We start from the raw sequence: 25726 nt of genomic DNA, 5'->3' as shown, positions 1-25726 counted from the left end.
CCTAATTTGCCAATGGTCAATAAAGAAGCGCACAACACCCGCCGACATCTCCCTGCAATCAATCCATTTCCCTCGTGCTGAGCATGAGGGAGGCTGGTGATTTGCATGGGGGGTGGATTGAATACGGAAAATCCGCACCACGCCCGCGAAATCGCGTCTGGTCATTGAAAATGGGGGAGACGGGCGGTCTTCAGCGCGTCAGTAGTGGTATCAGGGTCGAGGTCCGAAGACCGCCCGCGACGTCTTTGCCTGCCATTGCTGCGCTTGTCAGACGCAACAACCCGGAAAACGAAGCGCCACCCTCGTTTCCTTCTGCAGTTTGCCGGCCGGTCGGGGTGGTCACTTCCGACCATCCGGCAACGCCATCCTTCCCCAGCAATCGAAACAGCACCGGAAGCTGCTCCCCCACTGGAAAGGACCTGCACAGAATAACCCGGTTTCAAAGTGGTGGGATAAGTTTCCATTTATCCCCCAAGGAGGGACGCGTGTTGCATTACTTCGGCATTATGGAGCAAGTGCCACAAACTTTAAGACGGCGCGCGCTGCAGAGGCGATAGAGATTGACATTCAATACCGCAATATCCATATTGTGAAGGTCGTTGCAGATCGGCTTCGCCGAGCTTGGCTCGGAAATGGTAACGATACCCTTGATCAAATGATCAGGCACTTGCTTAGGGCTGTGGGGCTAAATGCCTTGGTTGCGCCGGGTTATATCAAAGCTGGAGTGGCATTGCTACTCCAGCTTTTCTCTTATCTTAGCCCGAGAATCTCCTCGATCGCTGTCCCAAACGGCGGACGCCAATTTCCGGCAACAATATTGTCTTTCGGGTAGGCACTTTCGACGCTTAGTCTTACCTGGTGGAGCCCTGGTATTCCAACTCTGGAAGTCTTCTCAAGTTTAAGAAACACATAATATTTTTCACCTGGCTTCACGCCCTTCAGGCCGAGCTGGAATACCTTGTAATTATGTCTTCCCGAAACTTTTTGTATTTGCTTATTGGGACGTTGGACGAGCGCTTCGACGATTCGTGGAATGTGCACTGACAACGAATGACGAGGTACATCGAACACGCGCCATTCGGATCTTTCGCGAATGCTCCACATTTCAGCTGGTGGTTTGGTCAACGACGACTCGGTATAGCAGTGGCAAGCGTATTTTAATTCGATTTCTGCTTGGATCAGTTGTTTTCCTTCTCCAACCCATGTTCCCATCCGGAGCACTCGGCCAGCCATATGCGATATGTCATATTCCAAGTTGCAATGCGTGATTTTCAAAGGATGGCCTCAGCGATATCATGTCGCTTACGATGTGGTGCACAAGTCGTTGTTACAGCTTCAAATTTAAGGATATGTCAATTCCGCACATCGCAAGAAGCTCGGCCTCACCCCCTTGTCAAAATGTTTACTGCACAAACCTTGCCGGGTCCTTCGACAAGCTTGTCTGCTGAGCACGCACCAACGCTTGTGCAATCCTTTTTACAGCGCTGTGGAATGGCGGCAATCGAGCGTGTAAATTCACCCATGCGGAGCCCGCAGAAACGATTCGGATCGCCGCCATACCGATGATGATTATCGGGCGCGAGTTCCATCACGAAAGCCCGGACTATGTCTGAAACACCGCCAAAACTCGAATATCCGGAACATATGGAGAAGCCGCAGAGCGGGCTTTTCGAGCATTATTGCATGCATCCTGATTGCGGGAAGTGGGGAAGCTTCGGCTTTGCCAACAAGTTCGGCCAGCAGACCTGGTTCTGCCATGAACACAAGAGCGACGGAAACCAGACCGTCCGCTGAGGCGCGCGCGGCCATCGGGTCCAGTTGCGACCGGCGACGTCGCTCCCTGCTTTGACGCCGGCGCGGCCAGCCTGTATTGCTCGTTCCAGCCCAAGGACGTGCCCCACATGCCTCGCAAACTCCTGCTGCGCCAGCTCGGCGTCTTTTCGATCTTCCTGGCGCCAAGCCGCCTGCGCGCCTTCGCCCGCAGCAATGAATTCGGCCTGCTGCTCGCGGCTTCGGTGATCGGCCTCGTCTCCGGCCTCGTCGTCAGCGCCATGAGCTTCATCGCGCAGATGCTGCACCAATATGTGTTCGGCCTCGACGCCGGCGAACGGCTTTCCGCCAGTACGTCAGTGGACAGGACGGTACTGTTCGTCGCGCCGATCGTCGGCGGCGCCATACTCGGGCTGCTGCTTCTCGTCCTGGCGCGGTACCGCAAGAAGCCCATCGTCGACCCGATCGAGGCCAATGCGCTCCATGGCGGCAGGCTTTCGCTGAACGACAGCCTCATCGTCGCCGGACAGAACCTGATTTCCAACGGTTTCGGCGCTTCCGTCGGCCTCGAGGCCGGCTATACCCAGCTTGCCTCGGGCATGGCCTCGAAGATCGGCCTGTCATTGCAGCTGCGCCGCTCGGACATGCGCATTCTGGTCGGTTGCGGCGCGGCTGGCGGCATCGCCGCCGCCTTCAACGCCCCGCTCACCGGCGCATTCTATGCCTTCGAGCTCATCATCGGCACCTATTCGATCCTCAGCCTTGCGCCCGTCACCGCATCGGCGCTGATCGCCAATCTCGTCGCCCGCGCCCTTGCCGGCGACAGTTTCCTGATCGACGTCGGCAGCTTCGGCAGCGTCGTCCCCGCCGATTACGTGCCGGCGCTGCTGCTCGGCCTGCTCTGCGCCGCCGCCGGCATAGCATTGATGCAATGCGTGACCTTCGTCGAAGGCCTGGCCCGGCGCAGCTTCGTGCCGCACTGGCTGCGGCCGATGCTGGGCGGCGTCCTGGTGGGCGGGCTCGGCCTGATATCTCCGCAGGTCATGTCGGGCGGGCATGGCGCCCTGCACCTCAATCTCGACAGCGCCGTGCCTGTCGTCTCGATCGTGGCGATCCTGTTCCTGAAGGCGCTGGCATCGGCCATTTCCATCGGTTCCGGCTTTCGCGGCGGCCTTTTCTTCGGCTCGCTGTTCATGGGCGCGCTGCTCGGAAAGCTCTTCGCCTATTCGGCGCCCTATATTTTCGCCCATGCGACGCTCACCCCCGTCACCTATGCCGTCGTCGGCATGAGCGCGCTGGCGGTTTCCGTCATCGGCGGCCCGCTGACGATGACCTTCCTCGCCCTGGAGATCACCGGCGATTTTCCGATCACCGTCCTCGTCCTTGCGGCAGTGATCGCCGCCTCGATCACGGTGCGCAATACATTCGGCTATTCCTTCGCCACCTGGCGCTTCCACCTGCGCGGCGAGAGCATCCGCAGCGCCCATGATGTCGGCTGGATCCGCAACCTCACCGTCGGCAAGCTGATGCGGACGGATGTGCGCACCGCCAGCGAAGGCAGCTCGCTGGCGCAGTTCCGCAAGGACTTTCCGCTCGGCTCGACCCAGCGCGTCATCATCGTCGGCGAGGACAATAAATATGTCGGCATGGTGATCGTCGCCGAGGCCCATGCGGGCCTGACCGAGACCGCCGACGAGAACATGTCGATCGACGCCTTGCTGAAATACAAGTCGGATTTCCTGCAGCCGGAGATGAATGCCCGCCAGGCCGCCCGCATCTTCGACAAGTCCGAGAGCGAGGCGCTTGCCGTCGTCAACGACCTGATCAGCCGCCGGGTCGTCGGCCTCCTGACCGAAAGCCACACGCTGAAGCGCTATAGCGAGGAACTCGACCGCCAGCGCCGGCTGGTTTCAGGCGAAATCTGACACGGCGACGGGTTTATTTCGCGATTGCAAGAACAATGGCAATCGCCAGCAGCAACGGGCCGCCCCACTTCATGAACTTCAGCAGATGCGCCTGCCCCGCCGGCAGGCTCATATAGCCGAAGCCCACCGCCGTCATCCATAGTCCGGCCGCGAACATGATAAGTTCGTCGATATAATCGGCAATCATCGGCGCCCCCCGCTGCAATAGATGGCCAGCCCATCCCCAGCCCTTCGCGCTTATACGATAATCATGGTAGCGCCGGTACTGGCCGCCACGCGATATCCACTTCGTTCTGGTCTTCCGCTTGCCGCACGGCTAGGAATAAACGCCTGTATTTTACTTCGCGCAGGAACATTTTACTGCAATTCCGGTTGGTATCACGTTGGGGTCGTCCCAACTGGCTTGGCGCTTGCACCCCTTTTGATGAAAATGGCATTGTGCCAAGCCACCTTCGGATCAAACCAGGTTCCTGGCCACGTTCCGGGCCACGTTTCGGGCAACGTTCCGGGCCACCTGTCGCCATGCCCAAATTCTTCTCATGCCTCACCCTCGAATTCGTCGTTTGCGATGCCCGGTCCACCTCGTCATCCTTGGCGCCAGTTGAACACCTTTGGAAGAGCGCGATCGATGACGGACTGCCGATATGGACGACCCACCCGCCGAGGGACTCTCGCGAGACCGCGGCTTGGCGCTGCGTTGCTGGCATGTCTCGTTTTCATCGGCGCCGGCAGCGGCGAGGCGACGGCGCGGGGGGCCGATCTCCGCGGCATCGCCAATCGCCGTGGCATCGCCGGGCCGGAAGAAATGCCCACCGAGACGGCGCGATGCGAGGATCTGCGTTCGATCGTCGCCGGACTCGACGTGCCGGAGGGGCAGCGCATCGATCTATGGGTGTCCGGGCCGCTGACCCTCGTGCATACGGACGATGCGCTGTGGTATCTCGCCATCTGTTCCGAGCCCGGCATCCGCGTCATGTGCGTCACCTATTCGGACAATGGCATGAAGCCCGGCGACAATATTCTCATCCGCGGCGGCATGCGCATCCTTGACGAGACGCATCTGGTGCTCGACCCCTGCCTGGCATCGCGCGACTGAGGGCGAAGCCGGGTAAGGCGCCGAGGGGCTGAACCCTATTGCAGCCGCCTCCTGATATCCGTGACGATCACATTGACGATATTCTCGGGCGTGATGATGCCGCGCGGGCTCTCGGGCTCGGCAATATCCGGGGTGGGTTTTCGAAGGTCGATCGATCCGCCTTCAGCCAGGAAGGTCGGGCCGACGATGCGGACTTCGCGCTCGTCCGGCGGCAACGGGCCCGGCGCCACCGTCAGCTCCGCCACAGGTTCGGCCGGCACTTCACCGGCCGCATCGCCCTGCTCTTCCTCGACTTTCAACAGCGGCTCCGTCGGGCTGCGGCGATAGGTCAGGGCCTGCCTGCAGCCGCATCCGGGCACGGCAGTCGCCCCGGCCGTGCGATAGTTGAAGGCATTGGGCAGCGCCGCATAGGGCTTGTTGTCGGCGACCGAGATCATCGCATCCGACTCTTCATCCGGCACCGTGTGGAAGTAGAGCCTCGCCTCCGCACCCGGGCACATGGCGCTGCAGACCTTCTGGTCCCTGCCGAATTCGCCCGGCTTGCTGGAAAACGAGATGGGGAAATAATAGCCGTCGCACATGCGCACGCAAACCGTGCGATAGCCCTTCTTCACCAGCGCATTCACGGTCGGGTCCGTGCCTTCGTTGGTCGTGCTCACCTGCTCTGGCCCGCTGTTCACCGCGGCGCGCGGCGGCTGGCGGACCGGGGTCGCTTCGCGGTTTTCGCGGCGCCCGAACAGCACGTCGAGAAACGAGCGCTGCTGCCGTTCCGTCCGCTGGCCGCGGGATGCGCTGCCGCCGCAGCCATTGGCGTCCATCGCCGCCAGAACCTGCCGGCGCGACCCTGCCGAACCGGCGCCCTCGCCGCGCCGCAACAAGGAAAGCCTGTCGGACAGCGCACCGATCTCGCGCTTGATGCGGCTGCACTGACTGGCATCCCTGGGGAAAAGAACGCTGCAACCTTGAGCCTTGGAGCGCCCCCGGAGTTGCGCCAATTGCCGCGAAGCCTGTTGTATTTCCCTTGATCCGGAGCCGCCCGCCTTGCCGGAGAGCTGTTGCCTCAGCTGCTTGCAAACCGCAGGCTCGGCATGGGCCGGAAGCTGCCAGGCGACCAACATGCTCGCCGCAGCAAGTATAACCCAACTGATCCTACGCATAAGCAACGAGCCCCCGCCAGTCGATACACTATTGATGCTCTGGCAAGGCAGACTAGCGCAAGAATCCGCTCAGGTAATCCAAAATATTTAACCATTACGAATTAGCGTTAACATGTGTGGCAGGACGGGGGCACGGCCACCGCGATGGACAAGACATCAATGAAAAGTGCAGGTGGCACAGAATTTGGCTTTGAAAGCCACGGATGGAAAGTCTCGTTCAGAATTGGCAAGACAACAGCTTCGTATAGAATCTTTCGCTCTGAAGAATTCAGCGCGATTCTTACTGACCAATACAAACATTGATGTTTGCCTTGCCTGCCTGTCTTGCCAATCCAACAGGAATTATTCGCATAGATCCTGTTCCGCGGAGAGTTCATCACGCCGGGGACGGGAAGAAGGCCAACCTGCGGCCGCGCTCGCCCGTGCCAATGGTTCGCGGGTGGCGATGGTCATGCTTCTCTGCGAGGACGCCTCTGCCTGCTGTCCCGCTCGCACTAGTGCTTCTTGCTAGGGGGGCTATTCGGCTTTCGCAGGCCGATCCCGCTGAATTAGATCTTCGCGAATTGGTTCCTGGTCCTCACGCTCAGGAAAATAGCCGACATCCTCAACCGGGTCACTTTTACGCTTAGGCTTCGTTACCCCGGACTCGTTTTTCTTCCCGGACTCGCACCCGTCATCAATGCCAGCAAATTGCATGTGAATTCCCCCATTAGCCCAGAGCAGGCTAAGGTTGTATATTTGCCAATATACACGCAACCGCAAGTGGAGGGACCTTACACATTTCGATGTAGCAGGCGAGAATCCTGTCTGGAGTGCTACGACACGCGAATGCGATGGTGACACCGATCCATCCGAAGGCAATGCCGGTTAACTGTCGAGTTCCCCGACAGTCTGGTGAAAGTCATCGATGCCACCGAGCAATCCCGCACTTTGGATTCCAGTGCGGGAATAGTCGCAAATAATGTTGATTAATCAATTACTTGGTTTTGCGTATGGTGGGCCCGGAGGGACTCGAACCCCCAACCAAGCGGTTATGAGCCGCCGGCTCTAACCAATTGAGCTACAGGCCCCACCTGTTGCGAAGCAGGCTTCGCATATTTTGCACCGGGATCAATAACGGGAAATGCCGCGATTGCAATCCCCCAGCGGCCGATCAGGACTGTTTTTTGGCTAAATCCGCCCGGCCTCGTCCTGCCCCATGGCGATGAGCCGCCGCGCGCTTTCCTCATCGGTGATGAACACCGTCGGCCGGATGAGTCTCATCGCGCCATAGAGCGAATTGATCTTCTCCCTGCCGCCGGAAGTGAGCACGCGCACCGGCACGCGCTGCACGGTTTCGATGCCCACCGACATGACGAGATCGTGGATCGGGTGATCGACCAGCCGGCCGTTCCTGTCGAAGAAATGGAACAGGAGATCGCCGACGGCGCCACGCTCGGCAAGCGAGGACTGGTGCTCCTCGTTGAGGAAGCCGACGCGGTAGGGCGTGCTCGTCGCCGTCTCGATCGCACCGACGCTGAGGAGCACCATGTCGAGGTCCTCGGCCATCTCGAACACGCTCTTGAGGCCGCAGCGCTCGATGAGCGCCGTGCGCGTCTCGACGCTGTCCACCATCGCCGGAGCCGGTATGAGATAGCCGTCGCCCTGGAAAAGCTGGGCGAACTGCCACGCGAATTCGGCCGGGTTGAACCTGCGCGGCTGGCTGATGCCGCCGAGAAGCGAGATCACGGTAAAATCGTCGAGCGCCTTCGGCTCCATATAGGCGAGCGTGCTGAGCAGCGTCCGCCCCCAGCCGACACCGACGCGCATGCCATTGCCGACGATGCCGGAGAGATATTCGCCGGTCGCGGCGCTGATCGACGGAATGGGATCATTGTCGGCCTGCGACAGCGGCGCGATGATGACGCGCTCGAGATTGAACTGCTGCTCGACTTCGCGCTCCAGCGCGACGAGATCGGAAAGATAGCCCTGTATGCTGATCCTGACCTCGTTGCGCGCGCGCGCCTCCGCCAGCATGCGCACGATGGTCACGCGTCCGACGCCGAGCACCTCGGCGATCTCGTTCTGCGTCATCTGCTCGATATAATACATCCAGGCGGCGCGCATGCGCATCCGGCTGATCTTTGTGTCTGGCTGGCCCACATCCAGCGCGGCCTTCTTGCCAGCGCCTGCTGCTGCTCCGTTCTGCCGCTTGCGTCGATCAGTCAATCGCCCCCCTTTTCCCACGCGCGGATCATACGACTCGCTTTGCGCAGGTCAATTAGTACACTCCAGCAGAATATTGTTTAGCAAGCGCGGAAAAAGCGATAAAAACCATTATCCACTTTCGTGCGCGGAGCCAAACCCATGTTACGCGATATTCCAGGCGATGTTGTTGTCGGGCTGAAGGACCGCCTGCGCGACATGCGCCATATCATCAGGGCCAGCCGGAAGGAGGAAGCGAATTCCGTGGGCGAACTGCCGGAAATGGTGGTCGGAACCGTGGCCCGCATCATGGACAAGGCCTTTACGGCCGCCGAAAGCGTGTCGATTTCGCTCGTTTCGCGCGATCCTTCCGCCCATGCGGGCACGGTCAGCCCGGCATCGATCCAGGATTATTTCCCGCCATTCGCCGCTGCCGGACGGGCACGCTTCCAGCGCGACATGTATTACCTGACGAAGACCACGATGCGTGCGCTCGGCGTTCCGAATGCCCTGGTGCACGAGCAGCATTTCGGCGACATCCATTCGAACATGGTGCGCAGGCATGCCGCCCTCACGCAACGCGCGGTCGGCGGCGACGCTGCGGCCATCGGCAGGGCCTGCGGTCATCTGGCGATGCAATTGCAGGAGGATTCCGGCGTGACGGCCCTCGGCAGGCAGCAGGCCGACCTGCGCCTTTTGTGCAATGCTTCGATCGCGCTCGGCGTCGGCATCGCGACTTTCGCCGGGCGACAGTCAGCGGTGGAGATGCCGGTCGAAAGCGCGCTGCTCGCCTTGCGGGCACGGCCGGAACGGTTGTCGGAGGCCTATCGCGCCAAGGACCCGGCGCTGGCGCTCGGCACGCTTTTCGCCAGCCTCATCCCGCATCTGCCCTGATCGCCGGCAGGCCCGAAACGCATTTCTTCGCCCGCTGGATCGAGGCCGGGCTCATGGAGAGCTCGGTCAGCCCCATGTCGATGAAGGCCGGGATGAGATCGGGGCGGCCGGCAGCCTCGCCGCACATGCCCACCATGATCCCCGCTTCGACCGCAGCCCTGGCGGTCATCTCGATGGCGGCCATCACCGCCGGATGCGTCACGTCATTGAGCTTGGCGACGGTCGGATTGAGCCGGTCGGCCGCCATGACATATTGGGTCAGGTCATTGGTGCCGATGGAGAAGAAGGCGGATTCCCGCGCAAGCATCGGCGCGATGAGGACGGCAGCGGGCGTCTCGATCATCACGCCGAGATCGAAGGAGCCATGCGCCACGCCTTCGGTCGCAAGCTCCGTCCGGCATTCCTCGATGAGCTGCCGCGCTGCGCGGAGCTCGCCGATATCGGCGACCATAGGCAGCATGACTTTCACGTTGCCGTGGACGGCGGCGCGCAGCAATGCCCGCAGCTGCGGCTTGAAGATATCGACGCGATCGAGACACATGCGGATGCCGCGCCAGCCGAGGAACGGGTTCTCCTCGTCAGGAAAATCGATGCCGGAAATGGGCTTGTCGCCGCCGATGTCGAGCGTGCGCACGATGACCGGATAGGGCGCGAAGGCCTTGGCGAGCGTCGCATAGGTTTCGGCCTGCAGGTCTTCGGACGGCAGGTGGATGTGGCGCATGAACAGGAGCTCGGTGCGAAACAGGCCAACGCCCATCGCGCCGGCCTGCTGCGCCGCCTCGATCTCCTCGAGCGAGCCGAGATTGGCGGCGATCTCGATGATCTTCCCGTCGGCGCGCCGGGGAACGATGTCCTTGTAGACCTCGAGCGAAAGCTTCTCCGCCCGCGCGCTTTCAAGCTTCTGCCGAAACTTTTCCGCTGTCCCTGTGTCCGGATCGGCGATGACGTCGCCCGTCGAACCGTCGAGCGCGATCATGCCGGCATGTTCGAGATCCTTGACCGAGCCGAGGCCGAGAACCGCCGGGATGCCATGGGCGCGGGCGATGATGGCAACATGGGAGGTGGCGCCGCCATGGCCGCAGACGATGCCGGCAATGCGCTTCAGCGGCGCGCGCGCCAGATCCCAGGCGCCGATATCGTCGGCGACGAGAATGGAGCCTTCGGCAATGTCGTCGAGGTCGACGTCGTTCTCGCCGAGCAGCGCCAGGCAGATCTGCCTGCCGACCGCGTGGACATCATCGGCGCGCGCATTGAGATAGGGATCGTCGAGCCTGGCGAAGTCGGAGGCGATGGTGCTGGTCGCGCCGATCACCGCCGACACGGCATCGACGCCATCGCGCACGATCTTCGCGGCGGCAGCCGTCAGTTCGTCATCATTGGCGATGTCCTTCAGCGCCGCGACGATGCCGCGATCGCTTTCGGCGAGGTCCGTGGCTTCAAGCGCTTGCCGCATGCGGTCCTGTACCGTCGAAAATGCCAGGTTCAGGCGCTCAAGCTCCGCGGATATGGCATCTGCGGGCAGAATTCGGTTCTCCCGCGCGATCTCCGGCGGGAAGAAGCCGAAACATGGCCCCATCGCCACGCCTTCGCTCGCCGCGACGCCGCGATGGCTGCCTGCCGGCAGTGCCGCCCTGGCCGCTGCGGGCGCCGAACCGGATTGCGCCGGCGCAGCGTCCGGCTGGTCGGATGGCGCGCCGCCATCATCCGGGGACAAGCCGGAATTCGGGTTCTCCAGATAGCCGATCAGCGCCTCGATTGCCTCGATCGCATCCGCACCGGTGGCGCGAACGGTGATTTCGTCATTCTCCTTGACGCCAAGCAGCATCAGTTTCACCGAACTCTTGGCGTTGACTGTCTTGTCCGCTTTTATCAGCTCGATATCCGACTCGAAGCTCTTGGCCAGGTTCACGAACCGGGTGGCGGGCCGTGCATGCAATCCGTCATGCACTCGCACGATTGTCGAGCGTTCCATTTGTTTCTCTCTCTGGTATCAACCGGCGACGATCACCCGATGGTGATGATCGTTCCGACTTTGAGGGCGGCTACGAGTTCCGACGCGGCCACCTGCGAGGCGCAGATCTCGCCGGGGCGTTCAACCGTTGCCGATCCGTTGAATGTGATCACCACATGGCCGATATCCTTGACCTTCTGCCAGGCATGGTCGCCCATTCCGGTGATCTGCGCGGAAATATCGCCGATCCGGATCGGGGTGCCCACCGAAGGCGTCTCGCTGGAAAGCTCGCCGTCCAGGCTGTGCAGCACGGATACTTCCGCCAGTTCCGGCGGCGCGCCATCGGCAAAGAGAATGACCACGCCGCCTTCGGCAAGGTCCGCCACTTCAGGCCCAACGGCGGTTATCCGTGTTTTGAGATGGACTGACATTGGCGAACCTCTTTTCTGTTTGACTTAGAATACGATCAGGCTGACGATCCATGCAATCAGCACGGATACCGGACCCATGATCTGGCGACTGATCAGAACCGCCGGAACACCGATCTCGATGGTCTTCGGCTTGGCTTCACCAAGTGCGAGACCGACGGGGACGAAGTCGCAGCCTACCTGCGTGTTATAGGCAAACAGCGCCGGCAGGGCCATGGCCGGGGATATCGTCCCATTGGCAATTTGCGGGCCTATGATGGCGACGCCGATAACCTGCGCGATAACCGCTCCCGGCCCGAGAATGGGCGAGAGGAACGGCAGGCCGCAGATGACCGACAGGATCAGCAGGCCTACGATATTGTTCGCCAGCGGCCCCATCGGCTGTGCCAGCACATCGCCGATCCCCGTATAGAGGATGAAGCCGATGAGCATGGTCACGAATGCCATGAACGGCAGGACGTTGCGGATAACCTGATCGATCGTGCGGCGCCCGGCATTGAAGAAGATGCCGACCACGCGGCCCATGATGCGGCCGATGGAACTGATCAGGCCGATGATGCCGCCTTCGCCGGAATCCGATGCGTCCGACGTGCGCATGGACGCCGCAAGTTCGGCGGGCGTCGGCGGCGCCGCGGACGTCGCGGCTGCACCGGCTGCCGCCGCCGGCTCGGAACCGTCCGCAAGCTGGATATTGGCTTCCTTGACGCCGGAAACATAGATGTCCTCGGTGATGAACTGCGCCAGCGGTCCGGCCTGCCCTACCGGCGTGAGGTTGACGGTCGGAATGCGCTTGCGCGGATAGACGCCGCAACGGGCCGTTCCGCCGCAATCGACCACCACGACGCCCATTTCGCCTTCGACCGGCGGCGCCTTGAAGCCATCGACGGCCTCGCCGCCGCTGAGTTCGGCGATGCGGCGAGCGACCGGATGAATGCCGCCGCCCGTCACGGACACGACCTTGTTGCGCTCCGGCGTCAGCTGGATGACCAGCGGACCGCCCCAGCCGTTGGAGCCCTTCGATATTTTTACCGGCTTGTAAGTCTTGGCCATTCTGGTTCCCCCCGGAGTCTAGAGCTCGATGCCCTGACGGCGTGCCATGATCGCGGTGATGCGTTCGGTCAGGATGCCCTTGAGCAGAATGACGACGAGCCCCACGATGGCGTACCAAATGGCGACATTGATGTGATAACCGGCAGGAACCGCTCCCTTCTTCTCCAGTTCCAGCAGCGCGACGAGAACGCCGCCCCAGACGAAATACTCGCCCGGATTGATATGCGGAAACAGGCCGAGCGGCGGATGCACATAGGATACCGCCGCGTCGTAGAATGCAGGCTTGTGCTTCTCCTCGAGGAATGAGCCGAAAGTATAGGCCATCGGATTGGTGAGGAAGAAGACGGATAGCAGGGGCAGGACCGTATAGCGCGTCAGTGCGATGCGCCCGGCGCCGCGCGCTATCCCGTGCACGCGCTCCTCGCCGACGAGCTCCGTCAGGGCGTAGAATGCGGTCATCAGCACGACCAGCGTCGGGATGATGCCGGTGACGAAACTGGCAAAGACCTCGCCGCCCCGCTGGAAGATGCCGATGAAATGTTTGCCTATGCTGGTAAGCCAGCCCAGCTGCTCCTCCTGCTGGACGTTCTGCAGCCTCTCCTTGAACTCCTCGACCGAAATATCTCCGGTCGATTGCGCCAGGACGACAAGGTCGTTGCCCGCCTGGCTGATTGCGTGCCTGCCATGCAGCGCGGCGTCCGAAACCATCGACCCCGCGATCGATATATGGTGGGACGCAACGTCGGCATGTTGCGCCAGCATCGTTAGAATTGACATTTTCCCTCCTCCTTGCGGCCGTCCCCTTGGTTGCCGCCTATGCGTTCATCGTCCTCATGCCTGCCCGGTCCTCATGCCTGCACGGTCTTTATGCCTGCAAGCCCGGGCCGCTTCGGCTCCGCCCTCGCCCGGTCAATCTGGGCAATCGCCACTTCCACTGCCTTGGCCAGCGCCGGATCGTTTTCGATCAGCGAGCCGGACCGAAGACGATCGAGCGGAATATTCTCCAGTTCCTCGCGCCGCTGGAACTTGGCGAAGACGGAACGCCCGCTCATGACGAGAAAGCGTTCCACGACAAGCTCCGGCGTCGCCACGATGAGCACGATCATTCCCTTTCCAAAGCGGCCGCGGACATTCCCTGCTCCGACATAGCCATCCTTGTACCTGGAAGTGATGCCTTTCATCACATCGCCGTAATGGCGCATCTGGTACCAGACGCCCAGGGATTGCAAGGCCCACAAGACACCGAGAGCCAGCAATGCCCACTGCCACATCACCATGCGATCGCCTCCCATGCCCGATCGCCACCTATGGCTGGATCGGACGTAAAAATATAGAACATTTGTTTTCTCCAGTGTCAATATGTATGATTTAGGGCTATCTTACTGGCTTGCGCAAAATGTGCGGAAGGCTAAGACTAATAGCGGTTTGCGAGGCAAGTTGGTATGGATTTTCTTTTTCGCGACGAACTGATCCGCACGCCGGATCTCCGTCACCGCCTGCGGCAGCTGCGGTGGTTCAGGATGGCGTTTCGCAAGAATGCCGTGCTGATCGCGGAGCATTTCGGCTATCACTTCGCCATCGATGAAACCCGGCTCACGCGCGCCTTTCTCAATTGGGTCGAGCGGGTGGAGCAGGAAAAGCCCTATGCGGCGCTGGACCGCAAGGATTTCATCATCTTCGCCGCCGGCATGGCCCTGAAGGAACTCATTGCAGAGGCCCCTGCCCGGGTCGTGCGCAAGCCGCTGGAGGATCCGGCCAAGGGTACCGCCGAGATCGTCGCCTTCTGGCCGGAAGGTTTTCTCTACACGAATTACTGCGTTGGAGCGATTGCCGCGATCATGGAGCAGGAATTCGGTTCGCGCCCGGCGATCGATCGCTGCGCCGACGATCTGCGCACCTGGTGGTCCTACCGCGAAAACGCATCCGAGACGCCGGATTTCGCCATCGCGTTCCTCGACAAGTTTCTTGGAAGCGAACCCAACTGGATGATGCCCAACCTCGCCTCTGCCCGGAGCGCGATACGAAGGGCAATGCTCGCCTCCAAGCCGGTCAAATCGCTCGGCTGAGTTCGCCGAGGATACGCAGGACCTTTTCCCTTTGCTCGATCTGCGGCATGTGGCCGGTCGCGCCGAACAGATGCACGGCGATTTCGCCCGGCAGTCCCACCGTGTGAACGGAAGGAATGACCCGGTCCGCGGCCCCGAAAATGACGCGGGCCGGAACGGCCAGCCGCGCGAGGCTATCCCTTATGCTGAAGGTCTGGGTGCCATCGGCGAAAAAGCGGTCGACGATCTCCTGCTGCGCGCCGCGCAGTTCCTCGTCACGCGATTGCGCCAGCGTGGCGTTGATGAACGGCTTGCTCAACAGGTCCTGGCTCTGGACGAGCTGCCGCATCCATGGCACGAGGCTGCCCTCCGAGCGCGCCCGGACGAAGCCCGAAAGGAACGCGCCATTGATTTCCGGCCCGAGCCCGGCGGGCGCTATCAGCGCCAGGGCGCCGACATCGACATTGCCCCTGTCCGCGACGCGCGCCGCAATGGCGCCGCCGAAAGAGTGCCCTGCGAGCACGATGCGGCCGGGAGTGTGGGCATCGATCGCCGCTTCGACCAGCTCGGCGAAGGCTTCGATATCCTCCGGTATCGTGCGCGGCGAGCCGCCATGGCCCGGCAGATCGACACCGAGAACCGGATTGTCGAGATTGCCGCCCGCCAGCATGGGGCGCCAGCTGTTCAGATCGGCACCGAAACCATGGACGAGAACGATCGCCGGCAATGAGGCATCCTTGCCTTCGCGCAGCCAGACCGTATTGAGTGTCGCCGGGACCCGCTCTGTCGGCTTGCGCTGGACCATCGGCGCCGGCCGTGCCCTGGTCGCGCCCTGCTCGACATCCTTCTTCTGGATGCGCCCCTTCGGGCCGCTGCCCGTCACGCCGGCAAGATCGATACCCGCTTCACGGGCGATGCGCCGGGCCAGCGGCGTTGCGCGAATGCGGTCCTCGTCAGATTTTGCGCCCTCGTCGGCGGCAGACTGCGGTTCGGGATTTGGCCGTATGTCCAGTGTCCCGGCCGGTTCCGCCTTTTCAGCCGGCTCCACCGGAGCCACAGGATTTTCAGCGGGCGAATAGGCTTCATCCTCGCCATAGATCCAGGCGACGGCCTGGCCGACGGGAACGGTTTCGCCCTCGGCCGCGGTGACGCCGCGCAGAATGCCCGAGGAAGGCGCATCCACTTCCATCGCAGCCTTGTCGGTCTCGATCTCGAACAGCAACTGGCCCTTGGCGATGCTGTCGCCCTCCTTGGCGAACCAGCGCGATATCTGGCCGCTCTCCATATCCATATCGACCTTGGGCAGGATGACTTCGACTGGCATGGCCTAGCGCACCCCTTTGGCAAGATCGCGCGCGGCCTGCACGATGCCGGGCACCTGCGGCACGGTGGCCTTTTCCAGATCCGGATTATAGGGGATGGGCGTCTCCGCCCCGCCAAGCCGTATGATCGGAGCATCGAGGTAATCGAAAGCCTCGCTCTCGGCGATCATGGCGCTGACCTCGGCGCCGACGCCAAGCGTCTTCACGCCTTCATAGACGCAGATCAGCTTCGACGTCTTCTTGACGCTGGCTATGATGGTTTCCTTGTCCATCGGCCGCACGGTCCGAAGGTCTACCACCTCCACGTCGATGCCTTCCCTGGACAATTGCTCGGCAGCCTCCAGCGCCTTGTGCACCATGATGGCCGAGGCGACGATCGTCAGGTCCCTGCCCTCGCGAACCACGGCCGCCTTGCCGATCGGCACCGTGTAATAGCCTTCCGGCACATTGCCCTTCATCTTGTAGAGCAATTTATGCTCGAAGATCATCACCGGGTCCGGGTCCTCGACCGCGGCCAGCAGCATGCCCTTGGCGTCATGGGGCGTCGATGGCTGGATGACCTTCAGCCCCGGCACATGGCCGAGCCAGGCTTCGAGGCTCTGGCTGTGCTGCGCGGCGGCGCCGGTGCCGGAACCGGCTGGAAAGCGCATGACGAGCGGAACCGATACCGCCCCGCCGAGCATGTAGCGTATCTTGGCAGCCTGGTTGACGATCTGTTCCATTGCGAGGGCCGCGAAATCCGAAAACTGGAACTCGAAGATCGGCCGCATGCCGGTCAGGGCAGCACCGACGGCGACGCCGGCGCCGCCAAGTTCCGAGATAGGCGTGTCCATCACCCGGTCTTCGCCAAATCGATGGACGAGGTCGCCTGTGACCTGAAAGGCGCCGCCATAGACGCCGATATCCTCACCCATGAGGAAAACGCGGTCGTCCTTCTCCATGGCGATGGCCATGGCTTCCTGGATCGCCTGTGAATAGCTAAGCTCGCGGACCAACTCGTTCATGAAATTCTAATCCGTATAGACGTCGCGCGTCAGATTGTTGAGATCCGGCGATGGGCTGTTCTTGGCAAATTCGATGGCCGTGGCGATCTCCGCCTCCACGTCATCGCGAATTTTCTCGGCCTCGGCGGCGTCGAGAAAGCCGAATTCCTTCAGCTGGGCCTCGAAAAGCTGGATCGGGTCGCGATTATTGACCCAATCCTCGATTTCTTCCTTCGTGCGGTAGCGGTTGCGGTCGCTCTTCGAATGTCCCCGGTGGCGATAGGTCTTGCACTCGATCAGCGTCGGGCCCTCGCCCCGGCGCGCCCGCTCTATGGCCTCGTGCGAAGCCTCCGCCACTTCGGAGAGATTGTTGCCGTCGACGACGACACCGGGCATGTGATAGGCGCTGGCCCGATCGGCGACATTGGCGACGGCGGTGGAACGCACCGTCGAGGTGGACATGCCATAGCCATTGTTCTCGCAGACGAACACGACCGGCAGCTTCCAGATCGAAGCCATGTTCAGCGCCTCGTGGAAAGCGCCCTCATTGTTGGCGCCATCGCCGAAATAGGAGATGACGACCTTGCCGTTCTTCTGCTTCTTGGCCGAAAGCGCCGCGCCGACGGCGATGGGTATGCCGCCGCCGACGATGCCATTGGCGCCGAGATTGCCCTTGGAGACATCCGCGATATGCATGGAGCCGCCGCGGCCCTTGCAATACCCCGTCTCCTTGCCGAAAAATTCCGCGAACATCCGGGAGACATCCGCGCCCTTGGCAATGCAGTGGCCATGGCCGCGATGGGTCGAGGTGATCATGTCGCTCTCGGCGAGCGGCATCGAAATGCCGACGGCGCTGGCTTCCTGGCCGATCGACAGGTGCATCGTCCCGTGGATGAGGCCGCGCGTGTAGGATTCTTCCGCGCCCTCTTCGAAACGCCTGATGAGATACATCTTGCGCAGCGCTTCCTTCAACTGCTCCGGGCTGTAGTGCCGGAACGCGAATGGAAGATTGCTGCCATCATCCTTGAGCTTGATATTCGAACCTCTGGCGGAAGCCATTTCAGCACCTCTCCCTCGCCGCACGATCGTCGCGGCGGCAGTTCAGAACAGAGCCGCCGCCCATGCCGAATGCGTCCATTGCCGCATTTCCGATGCTAATCGAATATTGAACATTTGTATCTTAGTCAACACCTATGTGCATCATCACAGCTTGAACGCGAAAGCGCCGGCCATACAAGCAAAGGGCGCATCCCGAGACGCGCCCTTTTGCCCACCCTCGGGGCCCCGAACCTGTATTGGCGAGGGCCTAATCGTTGAAGCGGTGGCCTTCACGTTCCGGATCGGCCGTGATCTCTGCCTCTTCCTCGTCGTCAGGAAGGGCGGCATCGCTTTCCTGATAGGCATTGTCGTCGTCATCCTCGGAGATGCCGTCCGCATCCGCCGACGGCACCTGGCGACCGCCGGTAATGGCCAGTTCGTCGTCCGCCTGGACTTCCTCGGTCTGCACCTCTCCGGCGCCGATCTCGTCCCAATCCTGGGTTTCGATGGGGGTTCTGGAGGGTTTATCCGCCACTTCGACACGTTCCGGACTGTTCTTCCGCGTATTCTGGTTCATCGTCGGCCTCCTTCGCAGCTCTTGAAACCGAAACGCGAAACGGCGGGATTCGATGCAGCGCGGCGACATGGAAATTTTACCTTTCTGCCCTAATCCACCCATAATGAACTGCGAGGTGAGCATTTCCACAGCATCGGGAGTTATCCATGACATCGAAACTATTGACTCTGGCCGTAGCAACCACGGCGATCATGGCCGCGCCGCTTGCAGCCTCCGCCGACGAGACGCCGCGCCCCCGCATCGTCGTGACGGGTGAAGGCCAGGCCTCCGTGGCGCCTGACACCGCGATCGTTTCCCTCGTCGTCATGGAAGAAAAGCCGACGGCGCGCGAGGCGCTGACCGCCAATAATGAGGCCATGGGCAAGGTTCTGGACGGGATGAAGAAGGCAGGCATCGCCGAGCGCGACCTGCAGACATCCGGCTTCAACATAGAGCCGCGCTACGTCTATCCGGAAAACAAGGACAAGGGCCAGCAGCCCGAGGCGCCGAAGATCGTCGGCTATGCGGTCTCCAACTCGCTGACTGTCCGCGTGCGCGACCTGACCAAGATCGGCAATATACTGGACCAGTCGGTAACGCTGGGCGTCAATCAGGGCGGAAACCTGTCCTTTACCAACGACAAGCCGGAAGCGATTCTGGAAGAGGCGCGCAAGAAGGCCGTGGCCAACGCCATCGCCAAGGCCAAGACGCTGTCGGCAGCCGCCGGCGTGGAACTCGGCAAGGTCACCGAAATCAGCGAGCAATCGTTCCAACCACGCCCCATGCCGATGGCCCAGGCCAAGGCATTCAGCGCATCGGCGGATTCGGTGCCGGTCGCGATGGGCGAGAACAGCTACAACGTCACGGTCAACGTCACGTTCGAATTGAAGAACTGAGGTCAAGCCAGATGAAAAAAGGGCGCCCGGGGCGCCCTTTTTTGTTCTAGCGGATAACCGGGCAACCCGGCGAGCGCGCGAAAACGATCGCGGTCCTGTGGCCGCGCATCCAGCCCGTCACCCGCATCACATTGCGGCGCACGACCACGCGAGGGTTGCGCAGGCCCATGCGTCGGGCCTTGGTCGCGGCATGGGAAGCCGTGCATGCCCGTCCGAAACCGGGCCGGAAGTGGCCACGACGATGATCGACATTGAGAATCTGCGAAGCGTGTCCCGCTTCGGCGACTGCCGGCGCGGCGGCCAAAGGCGCTGCGGAAGCGCCGCCTGCCAAGAGCGAACCCATGCCGATCGCCGTTGCTACCACCATTGCCTTGAATGAAATCTGAGTCATTGAGCGTTCTCCTGTTCGTTGCCGGCAGATCATCACCGCAGTGATGAAGAAGGCCGGATGCCGCTCTTTGTTCCATGACACCGGTGAACGATTGCCAAACGGCGCATTCATTTTTCATTCAGCGCGGGCATTTTTTGTTCAGCGCGGGCATTTTTCGTTCAGCGCGGGCGTTTTTCCGCTCAGCGCCGCATCATTCTTCCGGCGCCTGCATCATGTGATCGAAATATTCCTCGTCGGAATGCAGATCATGATCATGAGCCGTCACCTTGCCGCGCACGGAGATCTGCGCCTCGTGCACCGTCTCGGAAGACCCCGAGACCAAAGGGTGCCACCAATAGAGGTCCCTTCCCTCGTCGACGAGGCGGTAGCCGCAGGTTTCCGGCAGCCAATCGACGCTGCGCACGATTTCAGGCGTCAGAAACACGCAGTCGGGCACCTTCTTCTTCCGGTCCGGATAATCGGAACATTGGCAGGTGCCGGCGTCGAGCAGGGTACAGGCTACGGTGGTGAAGTAGATTTCCTGCGTGTCCTCGTCTTCAAGCTTGTGCAGGCAGCAGCGGCCACAGCCATCGCACAGGCTCTCCCACTCCGAGCGGTTCAGCTCGTCGAGCGTTTTTCTCTTCCAGAAGGGTTCTTGCAGCATGCGCTGAAATACACCGGGACGCCCGGCCAGTCCAGTCCGTCCGGTCCGCCAGGCCTCCTGGGGCCAGTCCAGCGGCCAGCCGCATGAATGCAGGATGAACGGCGCCTTCACAATGAGTACAGACGCCCTTTGCCATCCTTTCCAACGGTCCGCGCCAATTCCACGGCGCATCGCAGATCAGTAATCGCCAATCGGTTGCCATAAATTGGGAACAGGCTTGCGATCAAAACATTTGACGTATTCCACTACGAGAATGCGAGACAGGGATGGACATGAAACGGACAGCTCTTTTCTTTGCTTCGACGGCGATCCTCTTTTCGTCGCCCACGGCAATGGCAGACCAACCTGCATTGAACCGCCCATATATTTCTTCGAACAGCAATGACCCGGCACCGGTCTTGATGGCTCAGGCGGAGGAGGCAGCGCCTCCCGCGGAGGAGGCAGCGCCTGAAGCGGATGGTGGCGGGCAGGAAAGAAAGCGCAAATCGCGGCAGCAGGCAGACCAGCCCGACGAGACGCAGCAGCGCGCCGAGGAAGCGCAGCAGCGTGCCGCCGAGGAATCCGCCGCCGCTGAAAACAAGCAGAGGCAGGCCGAGGAAAGCGCCAGGAAGCAGGCCGACCAGGCCGCGCAGGAGGCCGAGGCCGAGGGAAATCGCCAGGCCGAGAAGGCCAGGCGCGCCGCCGAGGCAGACGCGGAGAAAGCGGCGGAACAGCAAAAGGCCGTAGAGCGCGAAGCCAAACAGAAGGCCGCCCAGGAGGCGGAAGACGCGCAGGCCAAGCAGCAGGAGACGAACAAGGCGGCGGAAAGGGCCAAGCGCGAAGCCCAGGCGGAAGCCGACAAGGCCGCCGAGCAGCAGAAGGCCAACGAGGCCGAGGCCAAGCAGAAGGCCGCCGAAGAACTGAAACAGACGGAAGAACTCAAGGATCAGACCGCCAAGGAGGCCGAAAAGGCCAAGCGCGAGGCACAGACCGAGACCGACAAAGCCGCCGAACAGCAGAAGGCGGCCGAGGAAGACGCGCGCAAGAAGGCGGATCGAGGCCAGAAGGCAGCCGAGAAGGATGCCGACAAGGCCGCCGAGCAAGCAAAGCGGGCCGCGGACAAGGCCGCACAGGAAAAGCCCGCCGACGCGACGGGCACCGCCCCGGCACCAACCGGCGAACAGCCCGCCGCTCCCACCAATGAAGCGCAACCGGCCCAGCCCGCGCAACCCGACCAAGCTGCGCAGCCGGCGCAACCCGCCCCGGGTGCAACGGGACAAGAGCCGGGCAAGGAGGCCTCGCCGCTTCCCGAGAATGCCGCGCCTGTCCTCGACAGCGAGAAGAAGGCCGCTCGGCCCGATGCAGGCGCAACGCCCGGGACCGGCAATGCCGGCGCGACGCCAGATGCCGGCGCACCCGCCACTGCACCGGCTGCCCAGCAGGAGGCCCAGCCCGAACAGCCGGCGGCAGCTGCGCCCGCAGCACCGCCGAAATCCGATGCCGAGGTGCAGCAGGAACTTACGCCGGTCAAGATCGAGTCCATCCGCAGCCAGGAGGGCAAGCGCACCAAGGAGCCCCGCCGCTGGGAGCGCCCGGACGATGCGCAGGTCGTCAAGCAGTTCGACAATCGCACCATCGTCGAGGTCAACAATAATGTCTTCGTCGAGAGCTCCGACCGGCCGAGGATGACGCGCAAGGCCCGCGACGTCTATTACGAGGACCTGCCGCGTGATCGCACCCGCGAAACGATCGTTCGCGACAATGGCGTCGAGATCATCACGATCCGCAATCGCTATGGCGACGTCATCCAGCGCTCGCGCCTGATGCCGGACGGACGCGAAGTCGTGCTGAGCTATGCGCCCGAATATGATCGTGCCGAGCGAATGGACTGGCGCGATCCCGGTGACGACCTGCCGCCGCTGCGCCTGGCCATACCGGTGCGCGAATATATCCTCGATGCCGAGGACGTGCCCGAGGAGGAAGTCTACGACTTCTTCGCCCAGCCCCCGGTGGAGCGGGTCGAGCGGCTTTATTCCATCGATGAAGTGCGCCGGTCGGCGCGGATCAGGGACAAGGTGCGCCGCGTCGATCTCGACACGATCACCTTCCAGTTCGGCTCCGCCGAAATCAGCGAAGACCAGATCGGGCGGCTGGAAAGCGTCGCCAAGGCAATTGCCCAGACGCTCGAGAAAAACCCTGCCGAGACCTTCCTGATCGAAGGTCATACGGATGCGGTGGGATCGGACCAGGCCAATCTCGTGCTTTCGGACAAGCGTGCCGAAGCCGTGGCCCAGGCGCTGACCAATGTCTTCGACATCCCGCCGGAGAACATGACGACGCAGGGCTATGGCGAGCAGTACCTGAAGATCAGCACTCAGGAGCCCGAACAGCAGAACCGGCGTGTTGCAATCCGCCGTATCACGCCGCTGGTAGCGCCGATGGCGAGCAATAATTAGAGTTATCGCGATGAAAACCCGGGCTTCGGCCCGGGTTTTTTCGGTTCGCGCTTGAGTTCCGGCCCAGCCGCGTTATGTGTGTGGAACATCCCAAATCCAAGTTCCAGCGGACCATTATTCATGAAACGCATTGAAATCCTGATCGAATCCATCATCCTCGCGTCGCGTTGGCTGCTCGTCGTGTTTTACCTCGGCCTTGCCATAGCGCTTGCGATCTATGCTTTTTCCTTTGCCGGGAAGCTCGTCGATTTCGTCACGAAGATCATGGTGATGAACGAGACCGACACGATCCTCAAGATGCTGAGCCTGATCGACGCCGCGCTTGTCGCCAGCCTTGTGGTGATGGTGATCATCTCGGGCTATGAAAACTTCGTCAGCCAGTTCGACGAGGCGGATCAGGTCCATTGGCTCGGCACGATCGACGCCGGTTCGCTCAAGATCAAGGTGGCATCGACGATCGTCGCCATCTCCTCGATCCATCTGCTGCAGGTGTTCCTGAACCTCGTCCAGTACAATACGGGCCAGTTGACGTGGTTCACCATCATTCACCTCGCCTTCGTCTTCTCCGCCCTCTTCCTCGCCTATATCGACAAGCTCATGGTCAAGGACAAGGGAAAGAAAACCAGCGAGCCGTCGCTCTGAACATCAGAATACATGTCCGCCATCGACACGGCACCAGACAAAAAAGGATGGGCACTGCCCATCCTTTTTCATGAAGATCGCTATCGCAGGGTCTAGCTGTCGAGGAACGAGCGAAGCTTGCGCGACCGGCTTGGATGCTTGAGCTTGCGCAGGGCCTTGGCTTCGATCTGGCGGATACGCTCGCGCGTGACCGAGAACTGCTGCCCGACTTCTTCCAGCGTATGGTCGGTGTTCATGCCGATGCCGAAGCGCATGCGCAGGACGCGCTCTTCGCGCGGCGTCAGCGAGGCAAGGACGCGGGTCGTCGTATCGCGAAGATTGGCCTGGATCGCCGCATCGATCGGCAGAAGCGCATTCTTGTCCTCGATAAAATCGCCGAGATGCGAATCTTCCTCGTCGCCCACCGGCGTTTCGAGCGAGATCGGCTCCTTGGCGATCTTGAGCACCTTGCGCACCTTTTCGAGCGGCATGGCGAGCTTTTCCGCCAGTTCCTCCGGCGTCGGCTCGCGGCCGATCTCGTGCAGCATCTGGCGCGACGTGCGAACGATCTTGTTGATCGTTTCGATCATGTGAACCGGAATACGGATCGTGCGCGCCTGATCGGCAATCGACCGGGTGATGGCCTGGCGTATCCACCAGGTCGCATAGGTCGAGAACTTGTAGCCACGGCGATACTCGAACTTGTCGACCGCCTTCATCAGGCCGATATTGCCTTCCTGGATCAGATCGAGGAATTGCAGGCCGCGATTGGTATATTTCTTGGCGATGGAGATGACGAGGCGCAGATTGGCCTCCACCATTTCCTTCTTCGCCAGGGCCGCTTCGCGCTCGCCCTTCTGCACCTGATTGACGATGCGACGGAATTCCGAGATCGAAATGGCGGTTTCCTGCGCCATGTTCTGGATTTCGGTCCGCAGGCCCTTGATCGTTTCCTTCTCGTTCTTGGTGAACTCTTTCCAGCCTCGGGTAGAAAGATTGGAAACGGCCTTCAGCCAGTTCGGGTCGAGCTCATTGCCCTGGTATTCCTTGAGGAAATCCTCGCGGCGCACACCATAGGATTCGGCAAGGCGCAACAGGCGCCCTTCGTTCTGGACCAGGCGCTTGTTGATGTCATAGAGCTGCGCGACCAGAGCCTCGATGCGGTTCTGATTGAGCGAAAGCGACTTGACCGCCTTGATCAGCTGATCCTTCAGCTCCTTGTAGCGGCGCTCCTGGCTTGGCGACAGAGAACCGGAAGCAGCGAGGCGGTTTTCCACCTGCTGGTCCTGCAGTTTGCGCAGCTTCTTGTAGGTGTCGGCGATGACGTCGAGCGTCTCCATGACCTGCGGGCGAAGCTCTGCTTCCATGGCCGCAAGCGAAAGATTGGCCTCATCATCCTCGTCGTCTTCTTCCTCCACCGGCGTCTCGCCGCCGACATTGGTAATGTCGTCATCGTCGCGCGACCGCCGCGACCGGTCATTGGCAGCGGGCTTTTCTTCCTCGACCCGCTCGATGACGGGCGCCTGCTTGGCCTCGGGACCGGCATAGGTGGTTTCGAGATCGATGATTTCGCGCAGGAGAATCTTCGAATCGTTCAGATCCTCGCGCCAGATGATGATCGCCTGGAAGGTCAGCGGGCTTTCGCAGAGGCCCGAGATCATCGTCTCGCGTCCTGCCTCTATGCGCTTGGCGATCGCAATTTCGCCCTCGCGCGACAGGAGCTCGACAGTTCCCATCTCGCGCAGATACATGCGGACCGGATCGTCCGTACGATCGGTCGGTTCCTTCTTCGTCGTCGTCGGAGCCACTGCGGTGCCGGTGGCGTCGGCGAGTTCACGAGCATCGTTTTCGTCGTCGGCGCTATCGGTATCCTCCGCGTCGGCGTCCTGCTCGTCATCTTCCACGACATTGATGCCCATGTCGCTGAGCATCGCCATCGTATCTTCGATCTGTTCGGAAGTGACCTCTTCGGATGGCAAGACGGCATTCAGCTCGTCCATCGTAACGTAGCCGCGCTTCTTCGCGAGCTTGATCATCTTCTTGACAGCGTCATCGGAAAGGTCGAGAAGCGGACCGTCCGGCGCACCTTCGCGCTCGACTTCTACTTCTTCATTTTCCTTTGCCTTCGTTGCCATATTCTATATCTCCAAGCGATCGTCGCTTTGTTCATGCATCGAAACAACGAGTGCGACAGCGCACCGGTTCCCCTGCATCATCAAGGTAGTAATTGATCGACTAGCCGAAATCCTGTTAACCGCGGATTAACCCTGTCACAGCGCTGGCGCACATGCCTTGCATTCTGTGGATTTGCCCCGTTTTTCACCAAATCCACGAACCTCAA

Annotated in this window: 24 protein-coding genes and 1 tRNA gene; 8 read left to right on the top strand and 17 right to left on the bottom strand. The window is 61.4% G+C overall.

All coding sequences use genetic code 11. The annotated features are described in order from the left end of the window. Window positions 1–750 precede the first annotated feature (750 nt). Window positions 751–1212, bottom strand: a complete 462-nt coding sequence (locus M8997_RS01760) for a hypothetical protein (protein WP_250019703.1) — start codon at window positions 1210–1212, stop codon at window positions 751–753. Window positions 1213–1605: 393 nt separating this feature from the next. Between M8997_RS01760 and M8997_RS01755 the strand changes: the two genes are divergently transcribed. Together M8997_RS01755 and M8997_RS01750 are read left to right on the top strand one after the other, a co-directional pair. Beyond that, window positions 1606–1794 (top strand): hypothetical protein, encoded by a 189-nt coding sequence (locus M8997_RS01755; RefSeq protein ID WP_250019702.1) that lies wholly within the window; start codon window positions 1606–1608, stop codon window positions 1792–1794. A 107-nt stretch (window positions 1795–1901) separates the two neighbouring features. Further along, window positions 1902–3695, top strand: coding sequence for a chloride channel protein (locus M8997_RS01750; RefSeq protein ID WP_250019701.1), 1794 nt, complete (start codon window positions 1902–1904; stop codon window positions 3693–3695). A gap of 13 nt (window positions 3696–3708) precedes the next feature. Here M8997_RS01750 and M8997_RS01745 read toward each other — a convergent pair whose 3' ends face one another. Continuing rightward, window positions 3709–3882: a hypothetical protein gene (locus tag M8997_RS01745; RefSeq protein WP_250019700.1), complete on the bottom strand. Its 174-nt coding sequence runs from the start codon at window positions 3880–3882 to the stop codon at window positions 3709–3711. Window positions 3883–4392: 510 nt separating this feature from the next. Between M8997_RS01745 and M8997_RS01740 the strand changes: the two genes are divergently transcribed. Continuing rightward, a complete protein-coding gene (locus M8997_RS01740) occupies window positions 4393–4791 on the top strand; it encodes a hypothetical protein (protein ID WP_250019699.1) in 399 nt (132 codons plus the stop codon). 35 nt (window positions 4792–4826) lie between these two features. On the opposite strand, the gene M8997_RS01735 is transcribed toward M8997_RS01740, so the two are convergent. The 3 genes from M8997_RS01735 to M8997_RS01725 form a co-directional block, all read right to left on the bottom strand. Next, window positions 4827–5909, bottom strand: coding sequence for a DUF2865 domain-containing protein (locus M8997_RS01735; RefSeq protein ID WP_250019698.1), 1083 nt, complete (start codon window positions 5907–5909; stop codon window positions 4827–4829). A gap of 1032 nt (window positions 5910–6941) precedes the next feature. After that, window positions 6942–7018 (bottom strand) — tRNA-Ile (locus M8997_RS01730). Window positions 7019–7118: 100 nt separating this feature from the next. Next, window positions 7119–8174: a sugar-binding transcriptional regulator gene (locus tag M8997_RS01725; RefSeq protein ID WP_371929472.1), complete on the bottom strand. Its 1056-nt coding sequence runs from the start codon at window positions 8172–8174 to the stop codon at window positions 7119–7121. Window positions 8175–8294: 120 nt separating this feature from the next. Between M8997_RS01725 and M8997_RS01720 the strand changes: the two genes are divergently transcribed. After that, window positions 8295–9026 carry a hypothetical protein gene (locus tag M8997_RS01720; protein WP_250019697.1) on the top strand — a complete coding sequence of 244 codons (732 nt, stop codon included), beginning with the start codon at window positions 8295–8297 and terminating at the stop codon, window positions 9024–9026. On the opposite strand, the gene ptsP is transcribed toward M8997_RS01720, so the two are convergent. The 5 genes from ptsP to M8997_RS01695 form a co-directional block, all read right to left on the bottom strand. Continuing rightward, complete coding sequence (gene ptsP / locus M8997_RS01715; RefSeq protein ID WP_250019696.1) at window positions 9007–10998, bottom strand: phosphoenolpyruvate--protein phosphotransferase; 1992 nt, start codon at window positions 10996–10998, stop codon at window positions 9007–9009. The genes M8997_RS01720 and ptsP overlap by 20 nt on opposite strands. A gap of 32 nt (window positions 10999–11030) precedes the next feature. Continuing rightward, window positions 11031–11408: a PTS glucitol/sorbitol transporter subunit IIA gene (locus M8997_RS01710; RefSeq protein ID WP_250019695.1), complete on the bottom strand. Its 378-nt coding sequence runs from the start codon at window positions 11406–11408 to the stop codon at window positions 11031–11033. 24 nt (window positions 11409–11432) lie between these two features. Next, window positions 11433–12455: a PTS glucitol/sorbitol transporter subunit IIB gene (locus M8997_RS01705; RefSeq protein WP_250019694.1), complete on the bottom strand. Its 1023-nt coding sequence runs from the start codon at window positions 12453–12455 to the stop codon at window positions 11433–11435. Window positions 12456–12473: 18 nt separating this feature from the next. Continuing rightward, window positions 12474–13232 (bottom strand): PTS glucitol/sorbitol transporter subunit IIC, encoded by a 759-nt coding sequence (locus M8997_RS01700; RefSeq protein WP_250019693.1) that lies wholly within the window; start codon window positions 13230–13232, stop codon window positions 12474–12476. A 71-nt stretch (window positions 13233–13303) separates the two neighbouring features. Further along, the gene (locus tag M8997_RS01695; protein WP_250019692.1) at window positions 13304–13732 is read right to left on the bottom strand and encodes a transcriptional regulator GutM; all 429 of its coding nucleotides are present in this window, start codon (window positions 13730–13732) and stop codon (window positions 13304–13306) included. Window positions 13733–13897: 165 nt separating this feature from the next. On the opposite strand from M8997_RS01695, the gene M8997_RS01690 reads away from it, so the two are divergent. Continuing rightward, on the top strand, window positions 13898–14521 hold the full coding sequence (locus M8997_RS01690; RefSeq protein WP_250019691.1) for a hypothetical protein: 624 nt from the start codon (window positions 13898–13900) through the stop codon (window positions 14519–14521). Here the strand turns inward: M8997_RS01690 and M8997_RS01685 are convergent. The 4 genes from M8997_RS01685 to M8997_RS01670 form a co-directional block, all read right to left on the bottom strand. After that, window positions 14505–15824 carry an acetoin dehydrogenase dihydrolipoyllysine-residue acetyltransferase subunit gene (locus tag M8997_RS01685; protein WP_250019690.1) on the bottom strand — a complete coding sequence of 440 codons (1320 nt, stop codon included), beginning with the start codon at window positions 15822–15824 and terminating at the stop codon, window positions 14505–14507. The genes M8997_RS01690 and M8997_RS01685 overlap by 17 nt on opposite strands. A gap of 3 nt (window positions 15825–15827) precedes the next feature. After that, complete coding sequence (locus tag M8997_RS01680; RefSeq protein ID WP_250019689.1) at window positions 15828–16826, bottom strand: alpha-ketoacid dehydrogenase subunit beta; 999 nt, start codon at window positions 16824–16826, stop codon at window positions 15828–15830. 6 nt (window positions 16827–16832) lie between these two features. After that, on the bottom strand, window positions 16833–17864 hold the full coding sequence (locus M8997_RS01675) for a thiamine pyrophosphate-dependent dehydrogenase E1 component subunit alpha (protein ID WP_250019688.1): 1032 nt from the start codon (window positions 17862–17864) through the stop codon (window positions 16833–16835). A gap of 247 nt (window positions 17865–18111) precedes the next feature. Next, complete coding sequence (locus tag M8997_RS01670) at window positions 18112–18420, bottom strand: hypothetical protein (RefSeq protein ID WP_250019687.1); 309 nt, start codon at window positions 18418–18420, stop codon at window positions 18112–18114. A gap of 146 nt (window positions 18421–18566) precedes the next feature. Between M8997_RS01670 and M8997_RS01665 the strand changes: the two genes are divergently transcribed. Beyond that, window positions 18567–19295: an SIMPL domain-containing protein gene (locus tag M8997_RS01665; RefSeq protein ID WP_305884365.1), complete on the top strand. Its 729-nt coding sequence runs from the start codon at window positions 18567–18569 to the stop codon at window positions 19293–19295. A gap of 46 nt (window positions 19296–19341) precedes the next feature. Here M8997_RS01665 and M8997_RS01660 read toward each other — a convergent pair whose 3' ends face one another. Beyond that, the gene (locus M8997_RS01660) at window positions 19342–19686 is read right to left on the bottom strand and encodes an antifreeze protein (protein ID WP_250019686.1); all 345 of its coding nucleotides are present in this window, start codon (window positions 19684–19686) and stop codon (window positions 19342–19344) included. 190 nt (window positions 19687–19876) lie between these two features. Further along, a complete protein-coding gene (locus tag M8997_RS01655) occupies window positions 19877–20329 on the bottom strand; it encodes a YcgN family cysteine cluster protein (protein ID WP_250019685.1) in 453 nt (150 codons plus the stop codon). Between the two features lie 272 nt (window positions 20330–20601). On the opposite strand from M8997_RS01655, the gene M8997_RS01650 reads away from it, so the two are divergent. Both M8997_RS01650 and M8997_RS01645 read left to right on the top strand, forming a co-directional pair. Continuing rightward, the gene (locus M8997_RS01650) at window positions 20602–22764 is read left to right on the top strand and encodes an OmpA family protein (RefSeq protein ID WP_250019684.1); all 2163 of its coding nucleotides are present in this window, start codon (window positions 20602–20604) and stop codon (window positions 22762–22764) included. Between the two features lie 120 nt (window positions 22765–22884). Then, a complete protein-coding gene (locus M8997_RS01645; protein WP_250019683.1) occupies window positions 22885–23406 on the top strand; it encodes a TIGR00645 family protein in 522 nt (173 codons plus the stop codon). A 92-nt stretch (window positions 23407–23498) separates the two neighbouring features. On the opposite strand, the gene rpoD is transcribed toward M8997_RS01645, so the two are convergent. Further along, entirely contained in the window at window positions 23499–25520 is a 2022-nt protein-coding gene (gene rpoD, locus M8997_RS01640; RefSeq protein ID WP_250019682.1) for an RNA polymerase sigma factor RpoD, read from the bottom strand. Window positions 25521–25726: the final 206 nt, after the last annotated feature.

This window comes from Phyllobacterium sp. 21LDTY02-6 (assembly GCF_023554255.2).
GTDB lineage: Bacteria > Pseudomonadota > Alphaproteobacteria > Rhizobiales > Rhizobiaceae > Phyllobacterium.
Note: the sequence above shows the minus strand (reverse complement) of the source record. Positions and strands in the feature narration are given on the sequence as shown.